Here is a 22,495-nt window from a genome sequence, read left to right as displayed (position 1 = left end):
GGTGATCAGTCCACCGTCACGTAGTCGGGGCCGGAGTAGCGGCCGGTGGCCAGCTTCTGACGCTGCATCAGCAGGTCGTTCAGGAGTGAGGAGGCGCCGAAGCGGAACCAGTGGTTGTCCAGCCAGTCCTCGCCGGCGGTCTCGTTGACCAGGACGAGGAACTTGATCGCGTCCTTGGAGGTACGGATGCCGCCGGCCGGCTTCACGCCCACCTGTACCCCGGTCCGGGCGCGGAAGTCACGGACCGCCTCCAGCATGAGCAGGGTGTTCGCGGGCGTGGCGTTCACCGCCACCTTGCCGGTCGACGTCTTGATGAAGTCCGCCCCGGCCAGCATCCCGAGCCAGCTCGCGCGACGGATGTTGTCGTACGTCGACAGCTCGCCCGTCTCGAAGATGACCTTGAGGCGGGCGTCGGTGCCGCAGACCTCCTTCACGGCGACGATCTCGTCGTGGACCTTCAGGTACCTGCCCGCGAGGAACGCGCCGCGGTCGATGACCATGTCGATCTCGTCGGCACCCGCCGCGACGGCCTCGCGGACGTCGGCCAGCTTCACGGTGAGCGGGGCGCGGCCCGCCGGGAAGGCGGTGGCCACCGAGGCGACCTTGACGTCGGAGCCGGCGACGGCCTCCTTGGCGGTGGCCGCCATGTCGGGGTAGACGCAGAGCGCCGCGGTCGACGGGGTCGTCCGGTCGGTCGGGTCGGGGCGGACCGCCTTGGCGCCCAGCGCCCGGACCTTGCCCGGGGTGTCCGCGCCTTCCAAGGTCGTCAGGTCGACCATCGAGATGGCGAGGTCGATGGCGTACGCCTTCGCGGTCGTCTTGATGGAACGGGTGCCGAGCGAGGCGGCGCGCGCCTCCAGGCCGACCGCGTCGACGCCGGGCAGTCCGTGCAGGAAGCGCCGCAGCGAGCTGTCGGACGCGGTGGCGTCGCCGAGAGCGTGAGCTGTGTTCGGTGCAGTGGTGGGCATGGTCACCAGACGAGCATATCTACGCGCGTAGCGGCTGTACAGCCTGCTGTGCGTATCCGTGCGGCGCCGAGGGACGGATACGTACGGTCTGGAACGCCCGACCATCTGACGGCCTGGACGGCCTGGCGTACGCATCTGTACGGCCTGGACGTCGGGGCGTGCGTATCAGGTGCTCGTCGTGGATCTGGTGTTCTTCGTGCGAGGGCGGCACGGTGTGCGGGGGCTGCGGGGTGGCACCGTGTGCGGGGGGTGCCGGGGTGTCGGGCAGAATCGGGACCATGACGACCCCGGAGCCCCAGTCACCCGCGCCGCAACCGCCGGTCCCCGAGAACAAGGACCGCGTCCAGCGGTCCCATGCGGGCATTGCCGGCGGTGTTCTGCTGCTCGGCATCGCCGGCTGGCTCGGCATCGACGCGATCGTCGCGGGGGAGGGCAGCACGCCGTGGCGGGCGTTGGCCGCGTTGCTGTTCCTGGTACCGCTGGTGATCGCCTTCACGCTGCGGCCCGCGGTGTACGTGGGGGACGACCGGCTCCGCATCCGCAACCCGTTCCGGATCATCCTGCTGCCCTGGGGGCAGGTCGAGGCGATGCGCTCCGGCTACTCGAACGAGGTCTTCACCAAGGCCGGCGCGAAGTTCCAGCTGTGGGCCGTTCCTGTCTCGCTGCGGGCCCGCAACAAGGCGGCACGGCGGTCGGCCCGCCAGACCGCGCAGGGGGGCGGGAGTGGCGTCGGGGGTGGTGGCCGAGGCGGGCTCGGCGGTGGGCTCGGGGCGCGCGGTGGGTTGTCCGGGGCGCGCGGGGCGGTGTCGGACGGGCCCGTGCGGGCGGAGAGCGATCAGGTCATGGACGACCTGCGCCAGGTGCTGGAGGCGAGGGGGGCGGCGAAGTCGGCGCAGGGCGAGGTTGTCGTGCGGTGGGCCTACGAGATCCTGGCGCCGGCGGCCGCGGGCGCGGTGCTTCTGGCGATCTTGATGGCCATCTGACGCATCGGGTGGCTGTCAGATGCCTGCTGCTGTGGACAGGTCCCGCTTGATCCTCGCGAGGAGGTCCGTCGCCTTCGCGTGCGCGGCGGGGAGATCGGCGTGCGTCGCGACCGGGACGACGACCTCCAGGTAGCACTTCAGCTTCGGCTCCGTGCCGCTGGGACGGACGATGACGCGGGCGCCGTCGAGGGTGTAACGCAGACCGTCGGTGGGCGGGAGCCTGTCCGTGCCCTCGGTGAGGTCCTCGGCGCGGGTGATGGGGAGGCCGGCCAGTCGGGTCGGGGGCTGCTCGCGCAGGCGCCGCATCGCGTCGGCGATGAGGGACAGGTCCTCCACGCGCACCGAGAGCTGGTCCGTGGCGTGCAGGCCGTGTTCGACCGCGATGTCGTCCAGGAGGTCGAGGAGGGTGCGGCCCTCCTCCTTGAGCGTCGATGCGAGTTCCGTGATCAGGAGGGCGGCCGTGATGCCGTCCTTGTCGCGTACGCCGTCCGGGTCCACGCAGTAGCCGAGGGCCTCCTCGTAGCCGTAGCGCAGGCCCTCCACGCGGGCGATCCACTTGAAGCCGGTGAGGGTCTCCTCGTACGGGAGGCCTGCCTTCTCGGCGATACGGCCGAGGAGGGAGGAGGAGACGATCGACTCGGCGAAGGTGCCGTGCGCTCCGCGGGCGACCAGGTGGGTGGCGAGGAGGGCGCCCACCTCGTCGCCGCGGAGCATGCGCCAGCCGGTGGTGTCCGCGACCGCGACCGCGCAGCGGTCCGCGTCCGGGTCGTTGGCGATGATCAGGTCGGGGTTCGTCTCGCGGGCCTTCGCGAAGGCCAGGTCCATAGCGCCGGGCTCTTCCGGGTTGGGGAAGGCGACGGTGGGGAAGTCCGGGTCGGGGTCGGCCTGCTCGGTGACGAGGGCGGGCGGCGGGAAGCCCGCGCGGGCGAAGGCGGCGAGGAGCACGTTTTTTCCGACGCCGTGCAGTGCCGTGTACACCGTGCGGGCGGTCCGGGGGGAGCCGGGGGCGAGGACGGCGTCCGTGCGGGCGAGGTAGGCGTCGAGGACGCTGTCGTCGAGGGTCTCCCAGCCGGTGTCGGGGCGGGGGACGTCGTTCAGGCTGTGGATCGCGTCGATCTCTGCGGCGATCTCGGCGTCGGCGGGCGGGACGATCTGGGAACCGCCGCCGAAGTACACCTTGTAGCCGTTGTCGCGGGGCGGGTTGTGGCTGGCGGTGACCTCCACGCCGGCGACCGCGCCGAGGTGTCTGATGGCGTACGCCAGGACGGGGGTGGGCAGCGGGCGGGGGAGTACGGCCGCACGCAGGCCCGCGCCGGTCATGACGGCGGCGGTGTCCTGGGCGAAGTCGGCGGACTTGTGGCGGGCGTCGTAGCCGATGACGACGAGGCCGTTCTGGTGGCCCTTGGCGTTGAGGTACGCGGCGAGGCCGGCGGCGGCGCGGATGACGACCGCGCGGTTCATGCGCATCGGGCCGGCGCCGAGTCCGCCTCGCAGGCCCGCGGTGCCGAACTGGAGGGTGCCGCTGAAGCGCGCGCTGAGCTCGGCGACGTCCTCGGCGTCGATGAGCTCGGCGAGTTCGTCACGGGTCTCCGTGTCGGGGTCCTCGGCCAGCCATGCCTTGGCTCGTGCGATGAGATCGTCGTGCAGCACGGTCGGTCCACCTCTCGTTGTCGGTCGTGCGGGGCGGACACCCCCGCCCCGCCCAGTCCCCTTCCTGCCGCGGGCGCTTGCGGCCACGGTGTCCCTTCGCGTGGGTGGGCGGCTGCGCGGTCGCGTTTCCTGCTTGCAGGGAGGGTGCCCCGCGGGGGCTTACAGGCGGTTCAGTACCTGGGCCAGCAGGGAACCCATCCGGGTCGCGCTGTCGCGGCCGGCTTGCAGGACCTCCTCGTGGTTCAGCGGCTCGCCTGTCATGCCGGCGGCGAGGTTCGTCACCAGGGAGATGCCCAGGACCTCGGCGCCCGCCTCACGCGCTGCGATGGCCTCCAGGACCGTGGACATGCCCACCAGGTCCGCGCCGATGACGCGGGCCATGCGGATCTCGGCCGGAGTCTCGTAGTGCGGGCCGGGGAACTGGGCGTAGACGCCTTCCTCCATCGTGGGGTCGACCTCCTTGCACAGGGTGCGCAGGCGCGGTGAGTAGAGGTCGGTGAGGTCGACGAAGTTGGCGCCGATGATGGGGCTGGTCGCGGTGAGGTTGATGTGGTCGCTGATCAGGACCGGCTGGCCGGGGCGCATGCCCTCGCGCAGGCCGCCGCAGCCGTTGGTCAGGACGATCGTCTTGCTCCCGGCCGCGACGGCCGTGCGGACGCCGTGCGCCACGGCGGCCACGCCCCGGCCCTCGTAGTAGTGCGTGCGGCCCAGGAAGACCAGGGCGCGTTTGGCGCCGACGGTGTACGAGCGGATCTTGCCTCCGTGGCCCTCCACCGCCGGCGGCGGGAAGCCGGGCAGCTCGGTGACCGGGAACTCGGCGTCGGGAGCGCCCAGGGCGTCCACGGCCGGTGCCCAGCCGGAGCCCATCACGAGGGCGACGTCGTGGGTCTCGGCGCCGGTCAGTTCGCGCAGGCGCGCGGCGGCGGCGTCGGCGGCGGCCCTGGGGTCGTTCGGGGCGGCGCCCGGGATGTCGTCCGGAAGAAGAGATGCGTTCACGCGGATGAGGGTAGCCGGTTTGGGCCTACGCGCGTAGATGAGAGAGGTGACGGGAGGGGGATCGTTGTCTTGTCGTTTCCGGGGGAGGGCGCGGTCAGCAGGGGCGTTTGCGGAGTTCCATGACGTAGTCGTGCGGGGCGCCCGCGGATTCCGCCGCGTCGGCGACCTCGCCCAGATAGCGGGCCGAGGGGAGGCCCCCCTCGTAGGCGTTGAGGACGTACGTCCAGGCCGGCTCCTGGCCGTCGAGGGTGTGGACACGCACCCGCATACGGCGGTAGATGTCGAGGCCCACGCCCTCCCAGCGGTCCATCGAGTCCTCGTCCAGGGGCGCGAGCTCGTAGAGGGCGACGAAGACCTGGGCGTCGGGGGCCTCGACGAGGGTGGCGAGGGCGCCCTCCCAGCCCATGTGCTCGCCGCCGAAGGTCAGCCTCCAGCCGTTGAGCCAGCCCGTCGCGCGCAGCGGCGAGTGCGGGGCGCGGCGGGTCATCAGCCGCGCGTCGAGGTTGCCGGCGTACGCGGCGTAGAGCGACATGGGTCGAGGGTACGGCAGGGGGCTGCGGGAGCCTCGGTCGTCCCATACCTACCGGTGGTAGCCCCGGAGGGGCCCCGGGGCCACGGCTTGGCAGGGTGTGCGGGACAATGGAGTACGTGACTCGGATCGTGATCATCGGTGGCGGACCCGGCGGATACGAGGCGGCCCTGGTGGCCGCCCAACTCGGCGCGGAGGTGACCGTCGTCGACTGCGACGGTCTGGGCGGGGCGTCGGTGCTGACCGACTGCGTGCCGTCGAAGACCCTTATCGCCACGGCCGAGGTGATGACCACCTTCGACTCGTCGTACGAGGAACTGGGGATCATCGTCGCCGACGACACCCCACCTCTGGAACGGGCCGCCCGGGTGGTGGGGGTCGATCTGGGGAAGGTCAACCGCCGCGTGAAGCGGCTGGCGCTGGCCCAGTCGCACGACATCACGGCCTCGGTGACGCGCGCCGGCGCCCGGGTGCTGCGGGGGCGTGGGCGGCTGGAGGGCATGCAGGGGTCCGACGGGTCGCGGAAGGTCGTGGTGCGGGCCGCCGACGGGAGCGAGGAGACGCTCGCCGCGGACGCGGTGCTCATCGCCACCGGTGCTCATCCCCGTGAGCTGCCCGATGCCCAGCCCGACGGGGAGCGGATTCTGAACTGGACGCAGGTGTACGACCTGACCGAGCTTCCGGAGGAGCTCATCGTGGTCGGGTCCGGTGTCACCGGTGCCGAGTTCGCCGGTGCCTACCAGGCGCTCGGGGCGAAGGTCACGCTGGTGTCCTCGCGGGACCGGGTGCTGCCGGGCGAGGACCCGGACGCCGCGGTCGTGCTGGAGGACGTCTTCCGGCGGCGCGGCATGAACGTCATGGCGCGCTCCCGGGCCGAGTCCGCCAAGCGGGTCGGCGACCGGGTCGAGGTCACGCTGGCCGACGGGCGGGTCATCAGTGGCTCGCACTGTCTGATGGCCGTCGGCGCCATTCCGAACAGTGCCGGGATGGGGCTGGGGGAGGCCGGGGTCAGGCTGCGGGAGTCGGGCCACATCTGGACCGACAAGGTGTCGCGGACCTCGGCTCCGGGTGTGTACGCCGCGGGTGACGTGACCGGGATCTTCGCGCTCGCCTCGGTGGCGGCGATGCAGGGGCGTATAGCCATGTACCACTTCCTCGGCGACGCGGTGGCCCCGCTGAACCTGAAGACCGTCTCGTCGAACGTCTTCACCGACCCCGAGATCGCCACCGTCGGCTACAGCCAGTCCGACGTCGACGCCGGGAAGATCGACGCCCGGGTGGTGAAGCTGCCGCTGCTGCGCAACCCGCGCGCGAAGATGCAGGGCATCCGGGACGGCTTCGTCAAGATCTTCTGCCGGCCCGGCACCGGGATCGTGGTGGGCGGTGTCGTCGTGGCACCGAAGGCCTCGGAACTCATCCATCCCATCTCGATCGCGGTCGACAACAATCTGACGGTCGAGCAGATCGCGAACGCTTTCACCGTGTACCCCTCCCTTTCGGGCTCGATCGCCGAGGTGGCCCGGCAGCTGCACACCCGGAAGTCCGGCGACGAGGTCTGAGGCCTGTTCGACGGCCGAAAGCGATTCCTCGCTGGTCGCGGGGAGTTGTCGAGCATGCGTGCGGCATAGGCGGGAGGAATAGGCCCTATACCACCCCCCGCCCTGCTGTGCGAACAACTTCCGCTATTCTGCGCAAACTGCTGAAACCAGACGGTCGTTGGGGTTACTGTCAGTTTCGTGTTCGCTGCAGAACGTCGCCAATTGATCCTCGAAATGGTGCGAGCGAACGGGGCCGTGTCGCTCCGTGAGCTCGCCCGCGTCGTCCAGACCTCCGAAGTGACCGTACGGCGGGACGTGCGCGCACTGGAGGCAGAAGGACTCCTCGACCGCCGGCATGGCGGTGCGGTATTGCCGGGCGGGTTCACGCGGGAGTCCGGCTTTCCGCAGAAATCTCATCTCGCGACCGCCGAGAAGACGGCCATCGCCGATCTCGCCGCGAGCTTCGTCCAGGAGGGCGAGGCCATCGTGGTCGGGGCGGGGACCACCACCCAGGAGCTGGCCCGTCGGCTCGCACGGGTGTCCGGGCTGACCGTCGTCACCAATTCCCTGTTGGTGGCCCAGGCGTTGGCCCACGCCAACCGGGTGGAAGTCGTGATGACCGGCGGGACGCTCCGCGGTTCGAACTACGCCCTCGTCGGCTCCGGTGCCGAACAGTCCCTCCAGGGGCTCAGGGTGTCGCGGGCCTTCCTCTCCGGGAGCGGGCTGACCGCCGAGCGTGGGATGTCCACCTCCAACATGCTGTCGGCGTCCGTGGACCGGGCGTTGGTGCAGGCCGCAGCCGAGGTCGTCGTCCTCGCCGACCACACCAAGCTCGGCACCGACACCATGTTCCAGACCGTGCCGACCGAGCTCATCACCCGCCTCGTGACGGACGAACCGCCCGCCCACGACGACCGTGCGGCCACCGAGCTCCAGGCCCTCGCCGATCAGGGGGTGCAGATCGCCGTGGCCGGGGCGTCGGAGAACCCGGGGGGTGATCAGGTCCCGGCGCGTCGGCAACAGCGTCGGGACGTGCCCCTTCCGGGCCCGCGCCGCGGTCAGGTCCCCGGCGGTGGGCCGGGGCTTCGCACGACCACGGCCCACGGCGAGCAGCCTCCCGGCGGGGAACGGCCACGGGTGGCCGACCTGCGCCGCCGATAGCGCCCACCGTGGCTGCCGATAGCGCCGACCTCGGTCGCTGACAGCGGCCGACCTTCGCCGACGATGGTGCCGGGCGCCGCGACGGGGTGAACATCACCTGTCGCGGTACCAGCGGACGCGCGGACGCGCGGACGTACGGTCGGGGGTCGTGCGGTCGGGGGTCGTGTGCCGGACTCGGGCGCAGGGGCGGGTCGGGCCTCGCGCGCTTCGGGCGTTCGAGCGCTGCGGTGAGCGTGGGGCGGGGCGGACGGGCCGGTCCTTGTCGTCCTCTCGTGGGACCTGCACGGCACCGTCTGGGGCGGGACGAGAACGAGGCGCCCGGCGGACCGTCACTGCGGTCCGCCGGGCGCCTCGGGATGTCGTACGGGAGAAGGTCCCGTGGGTCAGTCCTTGATCTCGCAGATCGTGGCGCCGGACGTGACGGAGGAGCCGACCTCGGCGGACAGGCCCTTGATGGTGCCGGAGCGGTGGGCGTTCAGCGGCTGTTCCATCTTCATCGCCTCGAGGACGACGACCAGGTCGCCCTCCTTGACCTCCTGGCCCTCCTCGACGGCGACCTTGACGATGGTGCCCTGCATCGGGGAGGCGAGGGTGTCGCCGGAGGCCACGGGGCCGGACTTCCTGGCCGCGCGGCGCTTGGGCTTGGCCCCGGCGGCGAGGCCGGTGCGGGCCAGTGACATGCCGAGCGAGACCGGGAGGGAGACCTCCAGGCGCTTGCCGCCGACCTCGACGATGACCGTCTCGCGGTCCGCCTCCTCCTCCGCCTCGGTGTCGGCCGGGGCGGTGAAGGGCTTGATCTCGTTGACGAACTCGGTCTCGATCCAGCGGGTGTGGACCGTGAACGGGGCGCTGGAGCCGGTCAGCTCGGGGGCGAACGCCGGGTCCCTGACGACCGCGCGGTGGAACGGGATGGCCGTCGCCATGCCCTCGACGGTGAACTCGTCGAGCGCCCGCGCGGCGCGCTGGAGGGCCTGCGCACGGGTGGCGCCGGTGACGATCAGCTTGGCCAGCAGGGAGTCCCAGGCCGGACCGATCACACTGCCGGACTCGACACCCGCGTCCAGACGGACACCCGGACCGGACGGCGGGGCGAACGTGGTGACCGTGCCGGGGGCCGGGAGGAAGTTACGGCCCGGGTCCTCGCCGTTGATGCGGAACTCGAAGGAGTGACCGCGCAGCTCCGGGTCGCCGTAGCCGAGCTCCTCGCCGTCGGCGATGCGGAACATCTCGCGTACGAGGTCGATGCCGGCGACCTCCTCGGTGACCGGGTGCTCGACCTGGAGGCGGGTGTTGACCTCCAGGAAGGAGATCGTGCCGTCCATCCCGACGAGGAACTCCACGGTGCCGGCGCCGACGTAGCCGGCCTCCTTGAGGATGGCCTTCGAAGAGGAGTACAGCTGGGCCACCTGCTCCTCGGAGAGGAACGGCGCGGGCGCCTCCTCCACCAGCTTCTGGTGGCGGCGCTGGAGGGAGCAGTCACGCGTCGACACGACGACCACGTTGCCGTGCTGGTCGGCCAGGCACTGGGTCTCCACGTGCCGCGGTTTGTCCAGGTAGCGCTCGACGAAGCACTCACCCCGGCCGAAGGCCGCGACCGCCTCGCGGACGGCCGAGTCGTACAGTTCGGGCACCTCTTCGAGGGTCCGGGCCACCTTCAGACCGCGACCGCCACCGCCGAAGGCGGCCTTGATCGCGATGGGCAGACCGTGCTCCTCGGCGAAGGCGACGACCTCGTCGGCACCGTTCACCGGGTCGGGCGTGCCGGCCACCAGGGGGGCGCCGGCACGCTGGGCGATGTGGCGGGCGGCGACCTTGTCGCCCAGGTCGCGGATGGCCTGCGGGGGCGGGCCGATCCAGATCAGGCCCGCGTCCAGGACCGCCTGCGCGAACTCGGCGTTCTCGGACAGGAAGCCGTAGCCGGGATGGATGGCGTCGGCGCCGGACTCACGCGCGGCGTTCAACACCTTCTCGATGTCGAGGTAGCTGGTCGCGGGAGTCTCACCGCCCAGAGCGAACGCCTCATCCGCGGCGCGGACATGCAGAGCGTCCCGGTCCGGGTCGGCGTAGACGGCGACGCTCGCGATCCCGGCGTCCCGGCAGGCCCGGGCAACGCGGACAGCGATTTCGCCACGGTTGGCGATGAGCACCTTGCGCACGATTGAGGCTCCCTCCTTGAAACAAGCCGAGTTTAGGGACTGCCGACACGGCACTTCGACCCGTCCCCTGTGGTGAGCTTGCCCACACGGAGCGTGATGCGAGGCTCGCTCGACCCGCGAAATCCCTTGTCACACATCGGAACGCGGGGCTTCCCCCGGAAACCCTAGCCCTGTTGTGTGGTCAAGGTCTCTGTAGTGGCGTGCTGCGGCCCACGTCGATTCTTTGTGGAGTCCCTACGAATGGCCCAATGATTCTTTGCCTGCCGCCGGAGTCTTGTCCCGGGGTTTACCGATTAGTAGCGTTCCCGATGTCTCGAACGTACGTGAGGTCACAGCAGCCATGCTCGGACCGCAGTCGAAGGTGGGTGAACCGGTGGCGATGCGCAGGCTCGTGGCGTGGACCGTGGCGGTCGTGCTCTTCGTGGAGGCGCTCGGCGTCGCCGCGCTGAACTGGCTCCTCGGGATCGTCGTCGACCGGCAGCACATGTCCCTGGCCGGACTCGACCCGGACATGATGTCCTCGTCCTCGAAGATCGGCGGGATCGTCTTCGGCCTCTGCTTCGCCCTGTGCGGCCTGGTCGCGCTGCTGGTCGGCCTGCGTGACCGCGCGCCCGTCGGCTTCGGCCGCGTCCTGCTGATCAGCGCGGCCGTGGTGCACGGGCTGCTGGGCGCGCTCTCGTGGGGGCTGGCGGGCCCACTCGCGTTCCTGTTCATGGTGCTGGTGCTGGCCCTGATCGTGCTGCTGCTGATGACGTACGACAGCCCGGGCGAGCCCGCGCCCGACGACGCGCCGCCGCCATCCGGTATGTCGCCGGACGGCACGTCTGCGGATGGCGGCAGGGGCAGCGGCGGCTCGCCGGTCATACCGCCGCCGGCCCCCAGCACGCCCTGATCACTTCTCCCGCGGCGTCCACAGCTCGGTGATCCCGACGCCCAGTTCGGCCAGCAGGCGGCGTACGAGGGGCAGGCTGATGCCGATCACGTTGCCGTGGTCGCCCTCGATGCCGTCGACGAACGGGGCCGAGCGGCCGTCCAGGGTGAACGCCCCGGCCACGTACAGGGGTTCGCCCGAGGCGACGTACGCGGCGATCTCGTCGTCGGTCGGTTCGCCGAAGCGGACGACGGTGGAGGCGGTGGCGGAGGCGTACCGGCCGCTGCTCGTGTCGTAGACACAGTGGCCGGTCTGGAGCGTCCCGGCGCGTCCGCGCATCGACTTCCAACGGGCCGTCGCCTCCTCGGCGTCGGCGGGTTTGCCGAGGGCCTGGCCGTCCAGGTCGAGCACCGAGTCGCAGCCGATCACCAGGGCGCCCTTGACCTCGGGTTTCGCCGACACGACGGAGGCCTTCGCCTCGGCCAGGGCGAGGGCCAGCTCGGCGGGGGTCGGCGCGGTGACCGCGTCCTCGTCGACGCCGCTCACGATCACCTCGGGGTCGAGTCCGGCCTGGCGCAACAGTCCGAGCCGGGCGGGGGACTGGGAGGCGAGGACGAGTCGGCGGCGCGGCTGATCAGTCATGCGTTCAGACTATCGGCGCGGGGCCGGGGCTCAGCTCAGTCCGATCACGATCATCGCGAGCACCATGGCCAGCGCCATGAGAACGCCCAGCCGCCGCAGCATGTCCTGCGTGTCACGCAGTTCCTTGGGCGGCTCGTTCTCGGGGTCGGACCACAGCATGGTTTCCAGCGTGCGGCGATCCGCTGGAGGGCGCCTGAGTACGCGTACTCAACTTGTCCGGTCCCACTCGTCCGGCTCGGCTTGCCCGGTCCCACTCGTCCGGCCCAACTCGTCCGGCTCGCCTTGCCCGGCCCCATTGTCCGGCCCGCAGTCGGTTCGTTTTCGGCTGCGGGCCGGCGCGGCCGATGCGGCCGGCGGGGGCCGGTGGAGGCCGGTGGAGGCCCACGCGGGCCAGTGGGGGCCAGTGGGGGCCAGTGGGGCCCGGTCGCGCCCACGCGGCGGGGACGTATGTCGACCACAGCCCCGCGCCCGCCTCTGGCGGGTGACGTCTAGTGCCGCGGCAGGCAATGTTTGCCCGAGAAGGAGCGGCGTCTGGTGCGTGCTATCGGCGTGCCGGGCGGAAGCCCTCGTACTGGATGTACTTGGGCTTTCGCCCGGTGCGGCGAGAGTGCGTGCCAGGCGTCGCGACGGGGCGAACATTGCCTGCCGCGGCACTAGCCCGGCCAGTACGTGCGCGTCCAGGCCGTGGGTCCCGGCTGCGGCAGCCGGTGGGCCGCGATGCGGGACGGGTCGGACCACGCGTCCCGCGGGGCGGGCGCGCCGGACGGCACGGTGGCTGCCGCCGCGGCGCGCGCTCGGACCACCGCCAGTGCGGCGGCCAGCTCCTCCGGGGTCGGGTTGCCCCGTACGACCTTGATGTTCATGACGGCTCCCGGCGGGCTAGAGGGGGATGTTGCCGTGCTTCTTGGGCGGCAGCGACTCGCGCTTCGTGCGCAGCTGACGCAGGCCCCGTACGACATGCCGGCGGGTGTCCGACGGCATGATCACGGAGTCGACGTAGCCTCGCTCGGCCGCGATGTAGGGGTTGAGGAGGGCGTCCTCGTACTCCTGGATGAGCCGGGCCCGGGTCGCCTCCAGGTCGCCGGCGGTCACCGCCTCGGCGATGGTGCGCCGGTGCAGGATGTTGACCGCGCCCTGGGCGCCCATCACCGCGATCTGGGCGGTGGGCCAGGCGAGGTTGAGGTCGGCGCCCAGGTGCTTGGAGCCCATGACGTCGTAGGCGCCGCCGAAGGCCTTGCGGGTGATGACGGTGATCAGCGGGACCGTGGCCTCGGCGTAGGCGTAGATCAGCTTGGCGCCGCGGCGGATGATGCCGTCGTGCTCCTGGTCGACGCCGGGCAGGAATCCGGGCACGTCGACGAAGGTGATCACCGGGATGTTGAAGGCGTCGCAGGTCCGCACGAAGCGGGCCGCCTTCTCGCCGGCCTTGATGTCGAGGCAGCCCGCGAACTGCATCGGCTGGTTGGCGACGATGCCGACGGGGTGGCCCTCGACCCGGCCGTACCCGGTGAGGATGTTCGGCGCGTACAGCGCCTGGGTCTCGAAGAACTCGGCGTCGTCCAGGATGTGCTCGATCACCGTGTGCATGTCGTACGGCTGGTTCGCGCTGTCCGGGACGACCGTGTCCAGCTCGCGGTCCTCGTCGGTGACGGTGAGGTCCGCCTCCTCGGCGAAGACCGGGGCCTCGCTGAGGTTGTTGGACGGCAGGTACGACAGCAGCTGCTTGATGTACTCGACCGCGTCCTTCTCGTCCCCGGCCATGTGGTGGGCCACGCCGGAGGTCGAGTTGTGGGTGCGGGCGCCGCCGAGCTCCTCCATCCCGACGTCCTCGCCGGTGACCGTCTTGATGACGTCCGGGCCGGTGATGAACATGTGCGAGGTCTGGTCGACCATGACCGTGAAGTCGGTGATCGCGGGGGAGTAGACCGCGCCGCCCGCGCACGGGCCGACGACCAGGCTGATCTGCGGGATCACCCCGGACGCGTGGGTGTTGCGGCGGAAGATCTCACCGTACGCGCCGAGGGAGGCGACGCCCTCCTGGATGCGGGCACCGCCGGAGTCGTTGATGCCGATGACGGGACAGCCGGTCTTCAGCGCGAAGTCCATCACCTTGACGATCTTCTGACCGTAGACCTCGCCCAGCGCCCCGCCGAAGACGGTGAAGTCCTGGGAGAACACCGCGACCGGACGGCCGTCGACGGTGCCGTAACCGGTCACGACGCCGTCCCCGTACGGGCGGTTGGTGTCCAGGCCGAAGTTGGTGGAGCGGTGCCGGGCGAACTCGTCGAGCTCGACGAAGGACCCCTCGTCGAGCAGCAGGTCGATCCGCTCACGGGCCGTCAACTTGCCCTTGGCGTGCTGCTTCTCGACGGCGCGTGCGGAGCCGGCGTGCGTCGCTTCCTCGATACGGCGCTGGAGATCCGCGAGCTTGCCCGCGGTGGTGTGGATGTCGATCCCTGGGATCTCTTGACGCTCTTCCGGCTCGGACATCGGGATAGGGCTCCCTGCCTGCTCAAAAGGGGGGACGAATACTCATCCGTAGAGTAGTGGGGTGCCCCTCGTTCGGCAGTGCGGCGTTTGCCACACCTAGGGTGGCTTGCATGACGCCGCAAGATGCTTCAGACGCGAACGACAGCAGGTGGTCCGATCTGGACCGGCCGCCCCTCAATGGTGCCGCGCTGCGCCGGGGGCTGGTGCGGGAGGGCGAGCACGCGGGCCTCTACCGTGACGTCGTCGTCGTACAGAGCACCGGGTCCACCAACTCCGACCTCGTGGCGCTGGCCGCCGCGGGGGACGCGGACGAGGGTGCCGTCCTGGTCGCCGAGGAACAGACCGCGGGGCGCGGCCGTCTGGAACGCCAGTGGACCGCGCCGGCCCGCTCGGGCCTGTTCTTCTCCGTCCTGTTGAAGCCGACCGATGTGCCGGTGGCCCGCTGGGGCTGGCTGCCGCTGCTGACCGGGGTGGCGGTGGCGACGGGACTGTCGCGGGCGGCCGGCGTCGATACGGCCCTGAAGTGGCCGAACGACCTGCTGGTGACCGTGGGCGGCGAGGAACGCAAGGCCGGCGGGATCCTGGCGGAGCGGGCCGGGGACGGGGTCGTCGTCGGCGTCGGCATCAACGTCACCCTGCGCGCGGCGGAGCTGCCCGTGCCCCGGGCGGGGTCGCTGGCCCTGGCCGGAGCCGTGAGCACGGACCGGGACACGCTGCTGCGGGGCGTCCTGCGGTCCCTGGAGGAGTGGTACGGGCGCTGGCGGGCGGCCGGCGGCGACCCGACGGTCAGCGGTCTCCAGGAGACATACGCGGCCGGCTGCGCGACGCTGGGACGGACGGTACGGGCGGAGTTGCCGGGGGACCGGTCGATCGTGGGGGAGGCGGTCGCCGTCGACGGGGACGGCAGGCTGGTGATCGCCACGGACGAGGGCGTGCAGGAGCCGGTGGGGGCGGGGGACATCGTGCACCTGAGACCGGCGTGAGCCGGTCGGCTCAGCCCGTCGTGGGAGTTCTCCCGGCCGTTCCGGTCCCCCGGTCCTCCCGGTCCTCCCGGCCGTCCCGCTCGATCGGAGCCGAGATCGGAGCAGTTCGAGGACAAGGCACGGCAAGGCACGGCAAGGCAGGACAGGGCAGGACAGGGCCGAGGCAGGGGTCCCGGGGCGGCAGCCCCCGGCGAGGCCCGGTCCACACCACCACCGGTCCCTCACCGGTAACGGCGCCAGCACCAGCAAGGTACCGTCGGCCACATCGAACGGAGTGAGCTGGCGCACACCTGCCGTAAAGTGAAGGCCGGTCGAACCTGACCGCGGCAGATCGGAAGGGCAGCAGGCGTGACCGTCGACGACACGGGCTCCGGTGCGGACGGGGCGGACCCCCACGCCACCGACCCCGGCGACAACCCGCTCGCCCTCCGCCTCGAACAGCTGATCCTCGGCGCCGAGCGGCGCTACACCCCCTTCCAGGCGGCCCGCAGCGCGGGCGTCTCCATGGAGCTGGCCTCCCGTTTCTGGCGGGCCATGGGTTTCGCCGACATCGGCCAGGCCAGGGCGCTCACCGAGGCGGACGTTCTCGCCCTGCGCCGGCTCGCCGGTCTCGTCGAGGCCGGACTGCTGAGCGAGGCGATGGCCGTGCAGGTGGCCCGGTCCACCGGCCAGACCACGGCCCGGCTGGCCGAGTGGCAGATGGACTCCTTCCTGGAAGGGCTGACCGAGCCGCCCGAGCCGGGGATGACGCGCACCGAGGTGACATACCCCATCGTCGAGCTGCTCCTGCCGGAGCTGGAGGAGTTCCTCGTCTACGTCTGGCGCCGCCAGCTCGCCGCCTCGGCCGGCCGGGTCGTCCAGGCCGCCGACGACGAGGAGATGGTCGACCGGCGCCTGGCCGTCGGCTTCGCCGACCTCGTCGGGTTCACGCGGCTGACCCGTCGGATGGAGGAGGAGGAACTCGGCGAACTTGTCGAGGCCTTCGAGACCACCGCCGCCGACCTGGTCGCCGCGCACGGCGGACGGCTCGTCAAGACACTCGGCGACGAGGTGCTGTACGCCGCCGACGACGCGGGTGTGGCCGCCGAGATCGCGCTGCGCCTGGTCGAGACGATGGCCAACGACGAGACCATGCCCGAGCTGCGCGTCGGCATCGCTTTCGGCACGGTGACCACCCGTATGGGCGATGTCTTCGGTACGACGGTCAACCTTGCCTCCCGGCTGACGTCGATAGCTCCCCGTGACGCCGTCCTCGTCGACAGCGCCCTCGCGGAGGAGCTGATCCGCACCGGAGAGGCGCCAGCCTCCGAGGCGGCGGCGGCTGAGGCCGAGGCCGCCGCCGAGAAGGAGGACGAGGAGCCGCCGACGTACCACTTCGGGCTGCAGCCGATGTGGCAGCGGCCGGTCCGCGGGCTCGGCGTGGTCGAACCGTGGCTGCTGACCCGCCGGAACCGGGAGTCGTAGCGGCGGACCCGGGGGTCCCGGCGGACCCGGGGGTCCTCGACCCACCGGGAGCGGGGTCGTAAGGGCGGAGGCGGTGGCCTTCTGCAGGGGCCGGGAGTCGTGGCGGAGGCCGTGCGCCCTTTTCAGGGGCCGGGAGTCGTGGCGGCGGAGGCCGTGCGCCCTGCTCAGTGCCCCGGCTGACCCAGCCGGTCCACGCACAGGCCGATGACCGGCACGCACAGGTCCGGATGGCGGGTCCGGCCGGGCGGCTGGGGCGCCGGCGTCCGCGTCGGTGCGGCCGAGGTCCGGTTCGGTGCGGAAGTCGGGGTCGGGGACGGGCGCGGGGCGGTGGTTCCGGTGGGCGTCGAGGGCCGGGGCGTGGAGGTGGGCGCCTGGGCGCCCGGCGGGTTCGGGACGTGAGGGACGGTCGTGATGTCGGGCGTCGGCCCCGTCGGTGACGCGGTCGTGGACGCCGCCGGGGCGAGGAGCACATCCGGGAGCGGGCTCGCGGCGGCCCCGCCCAGCGCCGCGGTCGCCGACGGGCTCACCTCGGGTACGGCCCCGGCGGTACGGGCGGCGCCGACCGGCCCCACCGTCCCGGCGGCGTCGGTCGCCCGCTCCGTGCCGGTGACGGGGCCCGGGCCGCCCGCGCGGGGACCCGCCTCCGCGGTGCCGAGACCGGCGACCCCCGCATCGGGCGACAGCCGTACGAGGCTCAGCACACCGGCGGCCAGGGCCAGGCCTCCCGCGGCGAGCAGCGCCTTGCGGGGGCGCGGCCTGCGGTGACGTCCGCGACGGCCGCGGAGACGGAGGCCGGGACCGGTGTCATCGGTGCCGCCGCCGTACGACTCGGGTGACGCGGTCGCGGCTCCTGGCGCGGCGGCCGGCTCGGCCTGCGTGTCCGTCGTCGTCATCGCGCTCCCTCCGCATGCCCTCGCGCCCCCGACGCGCCGTGGCGGACGCACGGTATGCGCTGCCGCGGGCGGTGCGGTGGGGGTTGTGCGGGATGTTCACTCGAACGGGGTGTCGGGCGCGGCGGAGGGAACCGGCCCCTGCCCTTTCCCGTTCCCGGCCCGGCCTGCGATGATCGGAGCACGACGCGTTAACCGTCGTTAACCATCGGTCGGGAGGGTGTCATGAGCGAAGAGCGGTTCGGGGAGTTCGTGCTGTTACGACGGCACGAGCGGGGGCATGTCGCGGAGCTGGCTCTGGACCGGCCCAAGGCCATGAACGCGGTGTCGACCCAGATGGCCCGGTCCGTCGCGGCAGCCTGTACGGAGCTGGGCGGGAACAGGGACGTCCGCGTGGTCGTGTTGACCTCGACCCATGAGCGGGCCTTCTGTGTCGGCGCCGACCTCAAGGAGCGCAACTCCTTCTCCGACGCCGACCTGGTACGGCAACGGCCGGTGACCCGGGGCGCGTACACCGGCGTCCTGGAACTGCCCGTCCCGACGATCGCGGCGGTCCACGGCTTCGCCCTGGGCGGCGGCTTCGAGTTGGCCCTGGCCTGCGACCTGATCGTGGCGGACCGTACGGCCGTGGTGGGGTTGCCGGAGGTGTCGGTCGGGGTGATCCCCGGGGGCGGTGGTACCCAGCTGCTGCCGCGGCGGGTCGGGGCGGCCCGGGCGGCCGAACTGATCTTCACGGCACGGCGGGTGGAGGCCGGGGAGGCGGCGGGGCTGGGCCTCGTGGACGTGCTGGTGGAGGAGGGCCGGGACCGGGAGGATGCCTTGGCCCTGGCCGCTCGGATCGCCGGGAACTCGCCGGTGGGGTTGCGCGCGGCGAAGCGGGCGCTGCGGCTCGGACACGGGATGGATCTGCGGGCCGGGTTGGAGGTCGAGGACGCGGCATGGCGGTCGGTGGCGTTCTCGGGCGACCGGGCGGAGGGAGTCGCCGCGTTCAACGAGAAGCGGACGCCTGTGTGGCCGGGGGAGTAGGTGCGGGTGCGGGTCCCGGTCCCGGTCCCGGTCCTGGGCTGGCCCTGGCCCCGGTGTCGGTCCTGGGCTCGCCCCGGTACCGGGTCTGTGCCGGTGTCTCGGGGTGGAGTCCCCCGCGGCGGCCGTTTCGCTCCGGGTACTGGACAGGTGCTCCCGCAGCAGCCGTTTCACTTCGCGTGCTGGACAGGTGCCCCGCGGCCCGGGTCACCCCTGCGGCGCAGTAAGTGACCGGTTCGTCCGGAACCTCCCTAGCCTGGAGCGATGGGTGAGGACAGTCGGCTCGCGGGCATCGTCGCGTTGGCGCAGGGCATGGCCGCGTCCCGCAGTTCGCGGGATGTGTGGCGGGCCGCCGCCGGTGGGGCGTGCCGTGCGCTCGGGGGGAGTTTCGCCGCGCTGTCCGTGTGGGAGCGGGAGCTGGGGCGGCTCAGGGTCCTCGTGAACGTGGGCGAGAGAGCCGAGGACGAGGAGGAGTTCCCGGACGGCGAGGCCTACCCGGTGCACCAGTTCGCCGAGATCACCGAGTTCCTGCACGAACGGTGGGCCGGGGGCGGCGAGCCCAACGCCTGGGTGGAGACCGCGGAGGGGCCCGCCGCCGGACACCGGCCCGGTTACGTCCACCAGCGCGTCGCCGCCCTGCGCAGACGGGGACGTGGCTGCTGCGTGGTCGCGCCGATCGTGCTGCACATGCGGGCCTGGGGCGAGCTGTACGTCGCCCGCCCGGTCGGCGCCCCCGTCTTCGACCGCGCCGACGCCGACTTCGCCACCGTCCTGGCCTCCGTCATCTCCGCCGGGATCGCCCAGACCGAGCGGCTGGAGGAGGTGCGGAAACTGGCGTTCACCGACGCCCTCACCGGTCTCGCCAACCGCCGCGCCGTCGACGCCCACCTGGACAAGGCCGTCGAGCGGCACCGTACTGAAGGTGTCGTCGTCAGTCTCGTCGTCTGTGACATCAACGGGCTCAAGCGGGTCAACGACACCCGCGGGCACGCCGTCGGCGACCGGCTGCTGGAGCGGTTCGGGTCGGTGCTGTCGCTGTGCGGCGCCATGGTGCCCGGTGCGCTCGCCGCCCGCCTCGGCGGGGACGAGTTCTGTCTGCTCGCCGTCGGACCGCCGGCCGACGACGTGGTCAGGGCGGCCGACGAACTCTGCCGCCGGGCCGCCGGAATGGAGCTGGGGGAGGGGGTCGCCTGCGGGGTCGCGTCCACCGAGGACCCCATCGGGCCGGTGCACTCCGCCCGCCGGCTGTTCCGGCTCGCGGACGCGGCCCAGTACCGGGCCAAGGCCGAGCGGGCGACCCGGCCGGTCGTCGCCGGGCGACAGGGCCCCGACGATCCGGTCGTACGGCTGGCCGACGAGCCCTCCGCCGAGCCGACCGCCGAACGTCGCCGGTTCAGAGGACGGCAGTGAGGCGGCGCTGAAGGGGCCGCGCCGAGGGGGCCGCACTACCGCACTGAGAGGGCGGCGCTGGGAGGGCACGGCGGCGGCACGGCGGCGGCACGGCGGCGGTACTGAGGCCGCAGTGGAGGGGTGTTGAGGGGGTACTGGAGCGGTACTGAGGCCGCGCGGTGCGGTGACGCATAGGTAAGGGGCAAACCCCGCCCCCACTGGTGACATTCTCGAATTCAATGCGTACGCTCCTGAATATGGATATGCACACTGTGGTGGTGGGGACGTCCGGGGTGACGGCGTCCGACGTGCTCGCCGTGGCGCGTGACAGTGCCCGGGTCGAGCTCTCCGAGGAGGCGGTCGCGGCCCTCGCCGCCGCCCGCGGGATCGTGGACGCGCTCGCGGCCAAGCCCGAACCCGTGTACGGCGTGAGCACCGGCTTCGGCGCTCTGGCGACCCGGCACATCAGCCAGGAACTGCGGGCCCAGCTGCAGCGCAACATCGTCCGCTCGCACGCCGCGGGCATGGGGCCGCGGGTCGAGCGCGAGGTCGTCCGCGCCCTGATGTTCCTGCGGCTGAAGACCCTCTGCTCCGGACGCACCGGCGTCCGCCCCGAGGTCGCGCAGACCATGGCCGACGTCCTCAACGCCGGCATCACCCCGGTCGTCCACGAGTACGGCTCCCTCGGCTGCTCCGGTGACCTGGCCCCGCTGTCCCACTGCGCCCTGACGCTCCTGGGCGAGGGCGACGCGGAAGGCCCGGACGGTGTCGTACGGCCCGCCGGCGAGCTCCTGGCCGAGCACGGCATCGGCCCGGTCGAGCTGCGCGAGAAGGAGGGACTCGCCCTCCTCAACGGCACCGACGGCATGCTCGGCATGCTGGTCATGGCCCTCGCCGACCTGGACACGCTCTACAAGTCCGCCGACATCACCGCGGCCCTCAGCCTTGAGGCACTCCTCGGCACCGACAAGGTCCTCGCCCCCGAACTGCACGCCATCCGCCCGCACCCCGGGCAGGGCGCCTCCGCCGCCAACATGCTGGCCGTACTGGCGGGTTCGGAGCTCACCGGACACCACCAGGACGACGCGCCCCGCGTCCAGGACGCCTACTCCGTGCGCTGCGCCCCGCAGGTCGCCGGCGCCGGCCGGGACACCGTGACCCACGCCCGCATGGTCGCCGACCGCGAACTGGCCTCGGCGGTGGACAACCCCGTGGTGCTACCCGACGGGCGCGTCGAGTCCAACGGCAACTTCCACGGCGCCCCTGTGGCCTACGTCCTCGACTTCCTCGCGATCGCGGCCGCCGACCTCGCCTCCATCGCCGAGCGCCGCACCGACCGGCTGCTCGACAAGAACCGCAGCCACGGCCTCCCGCCGTTCCTCGCGGACGACCCGGGCGTCGACTCGGGGCTGATGATCGCCCAGTACACGCAGGCCGCGTTGGTCAGCGAGATGAAGCGGCTCGCCGTACCGGCCTCGGCGGACTCGATCCCGTCCTCCGCGATGCAGGAGGACCACGTCTCCATGGGCTGGTCGGCCGCCCGCAAGCTGCGCACCGCCGTCGACAACCTCACCCGGGTCATCGCCGTCGAGCTGTACGCCGCCACCCGCGCCGTCGAGCTGCGCGAGGGGCTGAACCCGGCGCCGGCGTCCCAGGCGGTCATCGAGGCCGTACGCAAGGCTGGGGTGCGGGGCCCCGGCCCGGACCGGTTCCTGGCGCCCGACCTGGCCGCGGCGGACACGTTCGTGCGCGAGGGGCGGCTGGTCGCGGCGGCGGAAACCGTCACCGGACCGCTGCGGTAGCCGGGCCGCTCCGGTCACCGGGCCGCTGCGGTAGCCGGCAGACTCCTGTGCCCCGCCGCATCCGGTGATGAGGGCGAGCGCCGGCACGCCCACGGTAGCCGTGGCGCCTGCGCGCCCTCGATGATCTCTTCATGAGCGGGCCGTGAAGGCCTCGTCAAGAAAACGTCAAGCCAATCAAAACTCAAGGCGTTCCCGACGTACCGAATACACCACGAATCCGGCACCCAGGGCGAGGGACATCGTGCCGCCGACGACATACGGAGTGGTGTCGAGGCTGCCGGTGTCGGCGAGTTGGGTGGCGTCCCCGGTCGTGGACGAGGTCTGGGTCGTGGCCCTGGCTTGCGTTGTGACCTGGGAGGTCGGGGTCGCCGAGGGCTCCGTTCTCGCCGGGCGGTCGTCTGTCGCGTTCGCGGACGGGACGAACCAGAGGGCACCCAGCAGGGTCCCCGCGGCGGTGGCGGTCAGCAATGATCGGCGAGCGTATGACACGGAATATCGATCCCCTTGTGGCGCTGGCGAATTGGCCGTGTGGGGCGATGTTAGTGAAAGGCGCGGGTCACGGGAAAGTCACGGGGGGATCGGGTCGTACTCTCCGAGCATGAGCACTCCAGAGACATCACGTTTTGTACGGCTTCGCGTGGAACTCGTCCTTGAGGTGGACGACACGGGCGCCGTCACCGAGGCCGCGCTGGCGCGGATCTCGGACGACACCGACATGCCGGCCGAGGAGCGGGCGCACGCCGAGAGCGCTGTGACGGAAGACACCGCGGAGGCCCTTGCCTATCTCGTGGATCCGTTCGACCTGGTCAGGGAGGTGCCGGGAGTGGAACTCGCCCAGGCCTCCTGGTCCGGCGAGCAGACCGAGTACGACCCCGATTCGCCGGACTGGGACCTCGACGAGGATGATGTCGACGAGGATGATGAAGAGGAAAAGGCGGCAGGCTGAACGCGCTTGGGGGA

At 71.9% G+C, this 22,495-nt stretch carries 21 protein-coding genes; 10 read left to right on the top strand and 11 right to left on the bottom strand.

Annotated features, from left to right (window positions below):
- Nucleotides 1-5 precede the first annotated feature (5 nt).
- Nucleotides 6-968 carry a deoxyribose-phosphate aldolase gene (deoC, locus tag M2271_RS13445; RefSeq protein ID WP_280887499.1) on the bottom strand — a complete coding sequence of 321 codons (963 nt, stop codon included), beginning with the start codon at nt 966-968 and terminating at the stop codon, nt 6-8.
- 278 nt (nt 969-1,246) lie between these two features.
- Here deoC and M2271_RS13440 point away from each other — a divergent pair, with 278 nt between their 5' ends.
- Entirely contained in the window at nt 1,247-1,951 is a 705-nt protein-coding gene (locus M2271_RS13440; RefSeq protein WP_280887399.1) for a PH domain-containing protein, read from the top strand.
- A 15-nt stretch (nt 1,952-1,966) separates the two neighbouring features.
- Here M2271_RS13440 and M2271_RS13435 read toward each other — a convergent pair whose 3' ends face one another.
- The 3 genes from M2271_RS13435 to M2271_RS13425 all read right to left on the bottom strand — a co-directional run bounded on the left by M2271_RS13435 (nt 1,967) and on the right by M2271_RS13425 (nt 5,129).
- The gene (locus tag M2271_RS13435) at nt 1,967-3,598 is read right to left on the bottom strand and encodes a phospho-sugar mutase (protein WP_280887498.1); all 1,632 of its coding nucleotides are present in this window, start codon (nt 3,596-3,598) and stop codon (nt 1,967-1,969) included.
- A 162-nt stretch (nt 3,599-3,760) separates the two neighbouring features.
- Nucleotides 3,761-4,597, bottom strand: coding sequence for a purine-nucleoside phosphorylase (locus M2271_RS13430; protein ID WP_280887398.1), 837 nt, complete (start codon nt 4,595-4,597; stop codon nt 3,761-3,763).
- A gap of 94 nt (nt 4,598-4,691) precedes the next feature.
- A complete protein-coding gene (locus tag M2271_RS13425) occupies nt 4,692-5,129 on the bottom strand; it encodes a gamma-glutamylcyclotransferase (RefSeq protein ID WP_280887397.1) in 438 nt (145 codons plus the stop codon).
- A 107-nt stretch (nt 5,130-5,236) separates the two neighbouring features.
- Here M2271_RS13425 and M2271_RS13420 point away from each other — a divergent pair, with 107 nt between their 5' ends.
- Both M2271_RS13420 and M2271_RS13415 read left to right on the top strand, forming a co-directional pair.
- Nucleotides 5,237-6,685: an NAD(P)H-quinone dehydrogenase gene (locus tag M2271_RS13420; RefSeq protein ID WP_280887396.1), complete on the top strand. Its 1,449-nt coding sequence runs from the start codon at nt 5,237-5,239 to the stop codon at nt 6,683-6,685.
- Between the two features lie 177 nt (nt 6,686-6,862).
- Entirely contained in the window at nt 6,863-7,825 is a 963-nt protein-coding gene (locus M2271_RS13415; protein WP_280887395.1) for a DeoR/GlpR family DNA-binding transcription regulator, read from the top strand.
- Nucleotides 7,826-8,208: 383 nt separating this feature from the next.
- Here the strand turns inward: M2271_RS13415 and M2271_RS13410 are convergent, their stop codons facing one another.
- Nucleotides 8,209-9,981 carry a biotin carboxylase N-terminal domain-containing protein gene (locus M2271_RS13410; RefSeq protein ID WP_280887394.1) on the bottom strand — a complete coding sequence of 591 codons (1,773 nt, stop codon included), beginning with the start codon at nt 9,979-9,981 and terminating at the stop codon, nt 8,209-8,211.
- A 340-nt stretch (nt 9,982-10,321) separates the two neighbouring features.
- Here M2271_RS13410 and M2271_RS13405 point away from each other — a divergent pair, with 340 nt between their 5' ends.
- Entirely contained in the window at nt 10,322-10,873 is a 552-nt protein-coding gene (locus tag M2271_RS13405) for a hypothetical protein (RefSeq protein WP_280887393.1), read from the top strand.
- On the opposite strand, the gene M2271_RS13400 is transcribed toward M2271_RS13405, so the two are convergent.
- The 4 genes from M2271_RS13400 to M2271_RS13385 form a co-directional block, all read right to left on the bottom strand.
- The gene (locus M2271_RS13400) at nt 10,874-11,494 is read right to left on the bottom strand and encodes a nucleoside triphosphate pyrophosphatase (RefSeq protein WP_280887392.1); all 621 of its coding nucleotides are present in this window, start codon (nt 11,492-11,494) and stop codon (nt 10,874-10,876) included.
- 30 nt (nt 11,495-11,524) lie between these two features.
- Nucleotides 11,525-11,653, bottom strand: a complete 129-nt coding sequence (locus M2271_RS13395) for a hypothetical protein (RefSeq protein ID WP_107056570.1) — start codon at nt 11,651-11,653, stop codon at nt 11,525-11,527.
- 494 nt (nt 11,654-12,147) lie between these two features.
- Nucleotides 12,148-12,357: an acyl-CoA carboxylase epsilon subunit gene (locus tag M2271_RS13390; protein ID WP_280887391.1), complete on the bottom strand. Its 210-nt coding sequence runs from the start codon at nt 12,355-12,357 to the stop codon at nt 12,148-12,150.
- A 16-nt stretch (nt 12,358-12,373) separates the two neighbouring features.
- Complete coding sequence (locus M2271_RS13385) at nt 12,374-13,984, bottom strand: acyl-CoA carboxylase subunit beta (protein WP_280887390.1); 1,611 nt, start codon at nt 13,982-13,984, stop codon at nt 12,374-12,376.
- A 110-nt stretch (nt 13,985-14,094) separates the two neighbouring features.
- On the opposite strand from M2271_RS13385, the gene M2271_RS13380 reads away from it, so the two are divergent.
- Both M2271_RS13380 and M2271_RS13375 read left to right on the top strand, forming a co-directional pair.
- A complete protein-coding gene (locus M2271_RS13380) occupies nt 14,095-14,967 on the top strand; it encodes a biotin--[acetyl-CoA-carboxylase] ligase (protein WP_280887389.1) in 873 nt (290 codons plus the stop codon).
- A 348-nt stretch (nt 14,968-15,315) separates the two neighbouring features.
- Nucleotides 15,316-16,431: an adenylate/guanylate cyclase domain-containing protein gene (locus M2271_RS13375; protein WP_280887388.1), complete on the top strand. Its 1,116-nt coding sequence runs from the start codon at nt 15,316-15,318 to the stop codon at nt 16,429-16,431.
- 164 nt (nt 16,432-16,595) lie between these two features.
- Here M2271_RS13375 and M2271_RS13370 read toward each other — a convergent pair whose 3' ends face one another.
- A complete protein-coding gene (locus M2271_RS13370) occupies nt 16,596-17,324 on the bottom strand; it encodes a hypothetical protein (RefSeq protein ID WP_280887387.1) in 729 nt (242 codons plus the stop codon).
- 222 nt (nt 17,325-17,546) lie between these two features.
- Between M2271_RS13370 and M2271_RS13365 the strand changes: the two genes are divergently transcribed.
- The 3 genes from M2271_RS13365 to hutH all read left to right on the top strand — a co-directional run bounded on the left by M2271_RS13365 (nt 17,547) and on the right by hutH (nt 21,535).
- Nucleotides 17,547-18,347 carry an enoyl-CoA hydratase-related protein gene (locus tag M2271_RS13365; RefSeq protein ID WP_280887386.1) on the top strand — a complete coding sequence of 267 codons (801 nt, stop codon included), beginning with the start codon at nt 17,547-17,549 and terminating at the stop codon, nt 18,345-18,347.
- Between the two features lie 261 nt (nt 18,348-18,608).
- A complete protein-coding gene (locus M2271_RS13360; protein WP_280887385.1) occupies nt 18,609-19,754 on the top strand; it encodes a GGDEF domain-containing protein in 1,146 nt (381 codons plus the stop codon).
- 242 nt (nt 19,755-19,996) lie between these two features.
- Nucleotides 19,997-21,535 (top strand): histidine ammonia-lyase, encoded by a 1,539-nt coding sequence (hutH, locus tag M2271_RS13355; protein ID WP_280887497.1) that lies wholly within the window; start codon nt 19,997-19,999, stop codon nt 21,533-21,535.
- A gap of 174 nt (nt 21,536-21,709) precedes the next feature.
- Here the strand turns inward: hutH and M2271_RS13350 are convergent, their stop codons facing one another.
- Nucleotides 21,710-22,003, bottom strand: a complete 294-nt coding sequence (locus M2271_RS13350; RefSeq protein ID WP_280887496.1) for a hypothetical protein — start codon at nt 22,001-22,003, stop codon at nt 21,710-21,712.
- A 130-nt stretch (nt 22,004-22,133) separates the two neighbouring features.
- Between M2271_RS13350 and M2271_RS13345 the strand changes: the two genes are divergently transcribed.
- Complete coding sequence (locus tag M2271_RS13345) at nt 22,134-22,481, top strand: hypothetical protein (RefSeq protein ID WP_280887384.1); 348 nt, start codon at nt 22,134-22,136, stop codon at nt 22,479-22,481.
- Nucleotides 22,482-22,495: the final 14 nt, after the last annotated feature.

Source organism: Streptomyces sp. LBL (assembly GCF_029893585.1).
In the GTDB taxonomy this organism is placed as follows: Bacteria; Actinomycetota; Actinomycetes; order Streptomycetales; family Streptomycetaceae; genus Streptomyces.
This window is presented reverse-complemented; position numbering and strand designations above follow the sequence as displayed.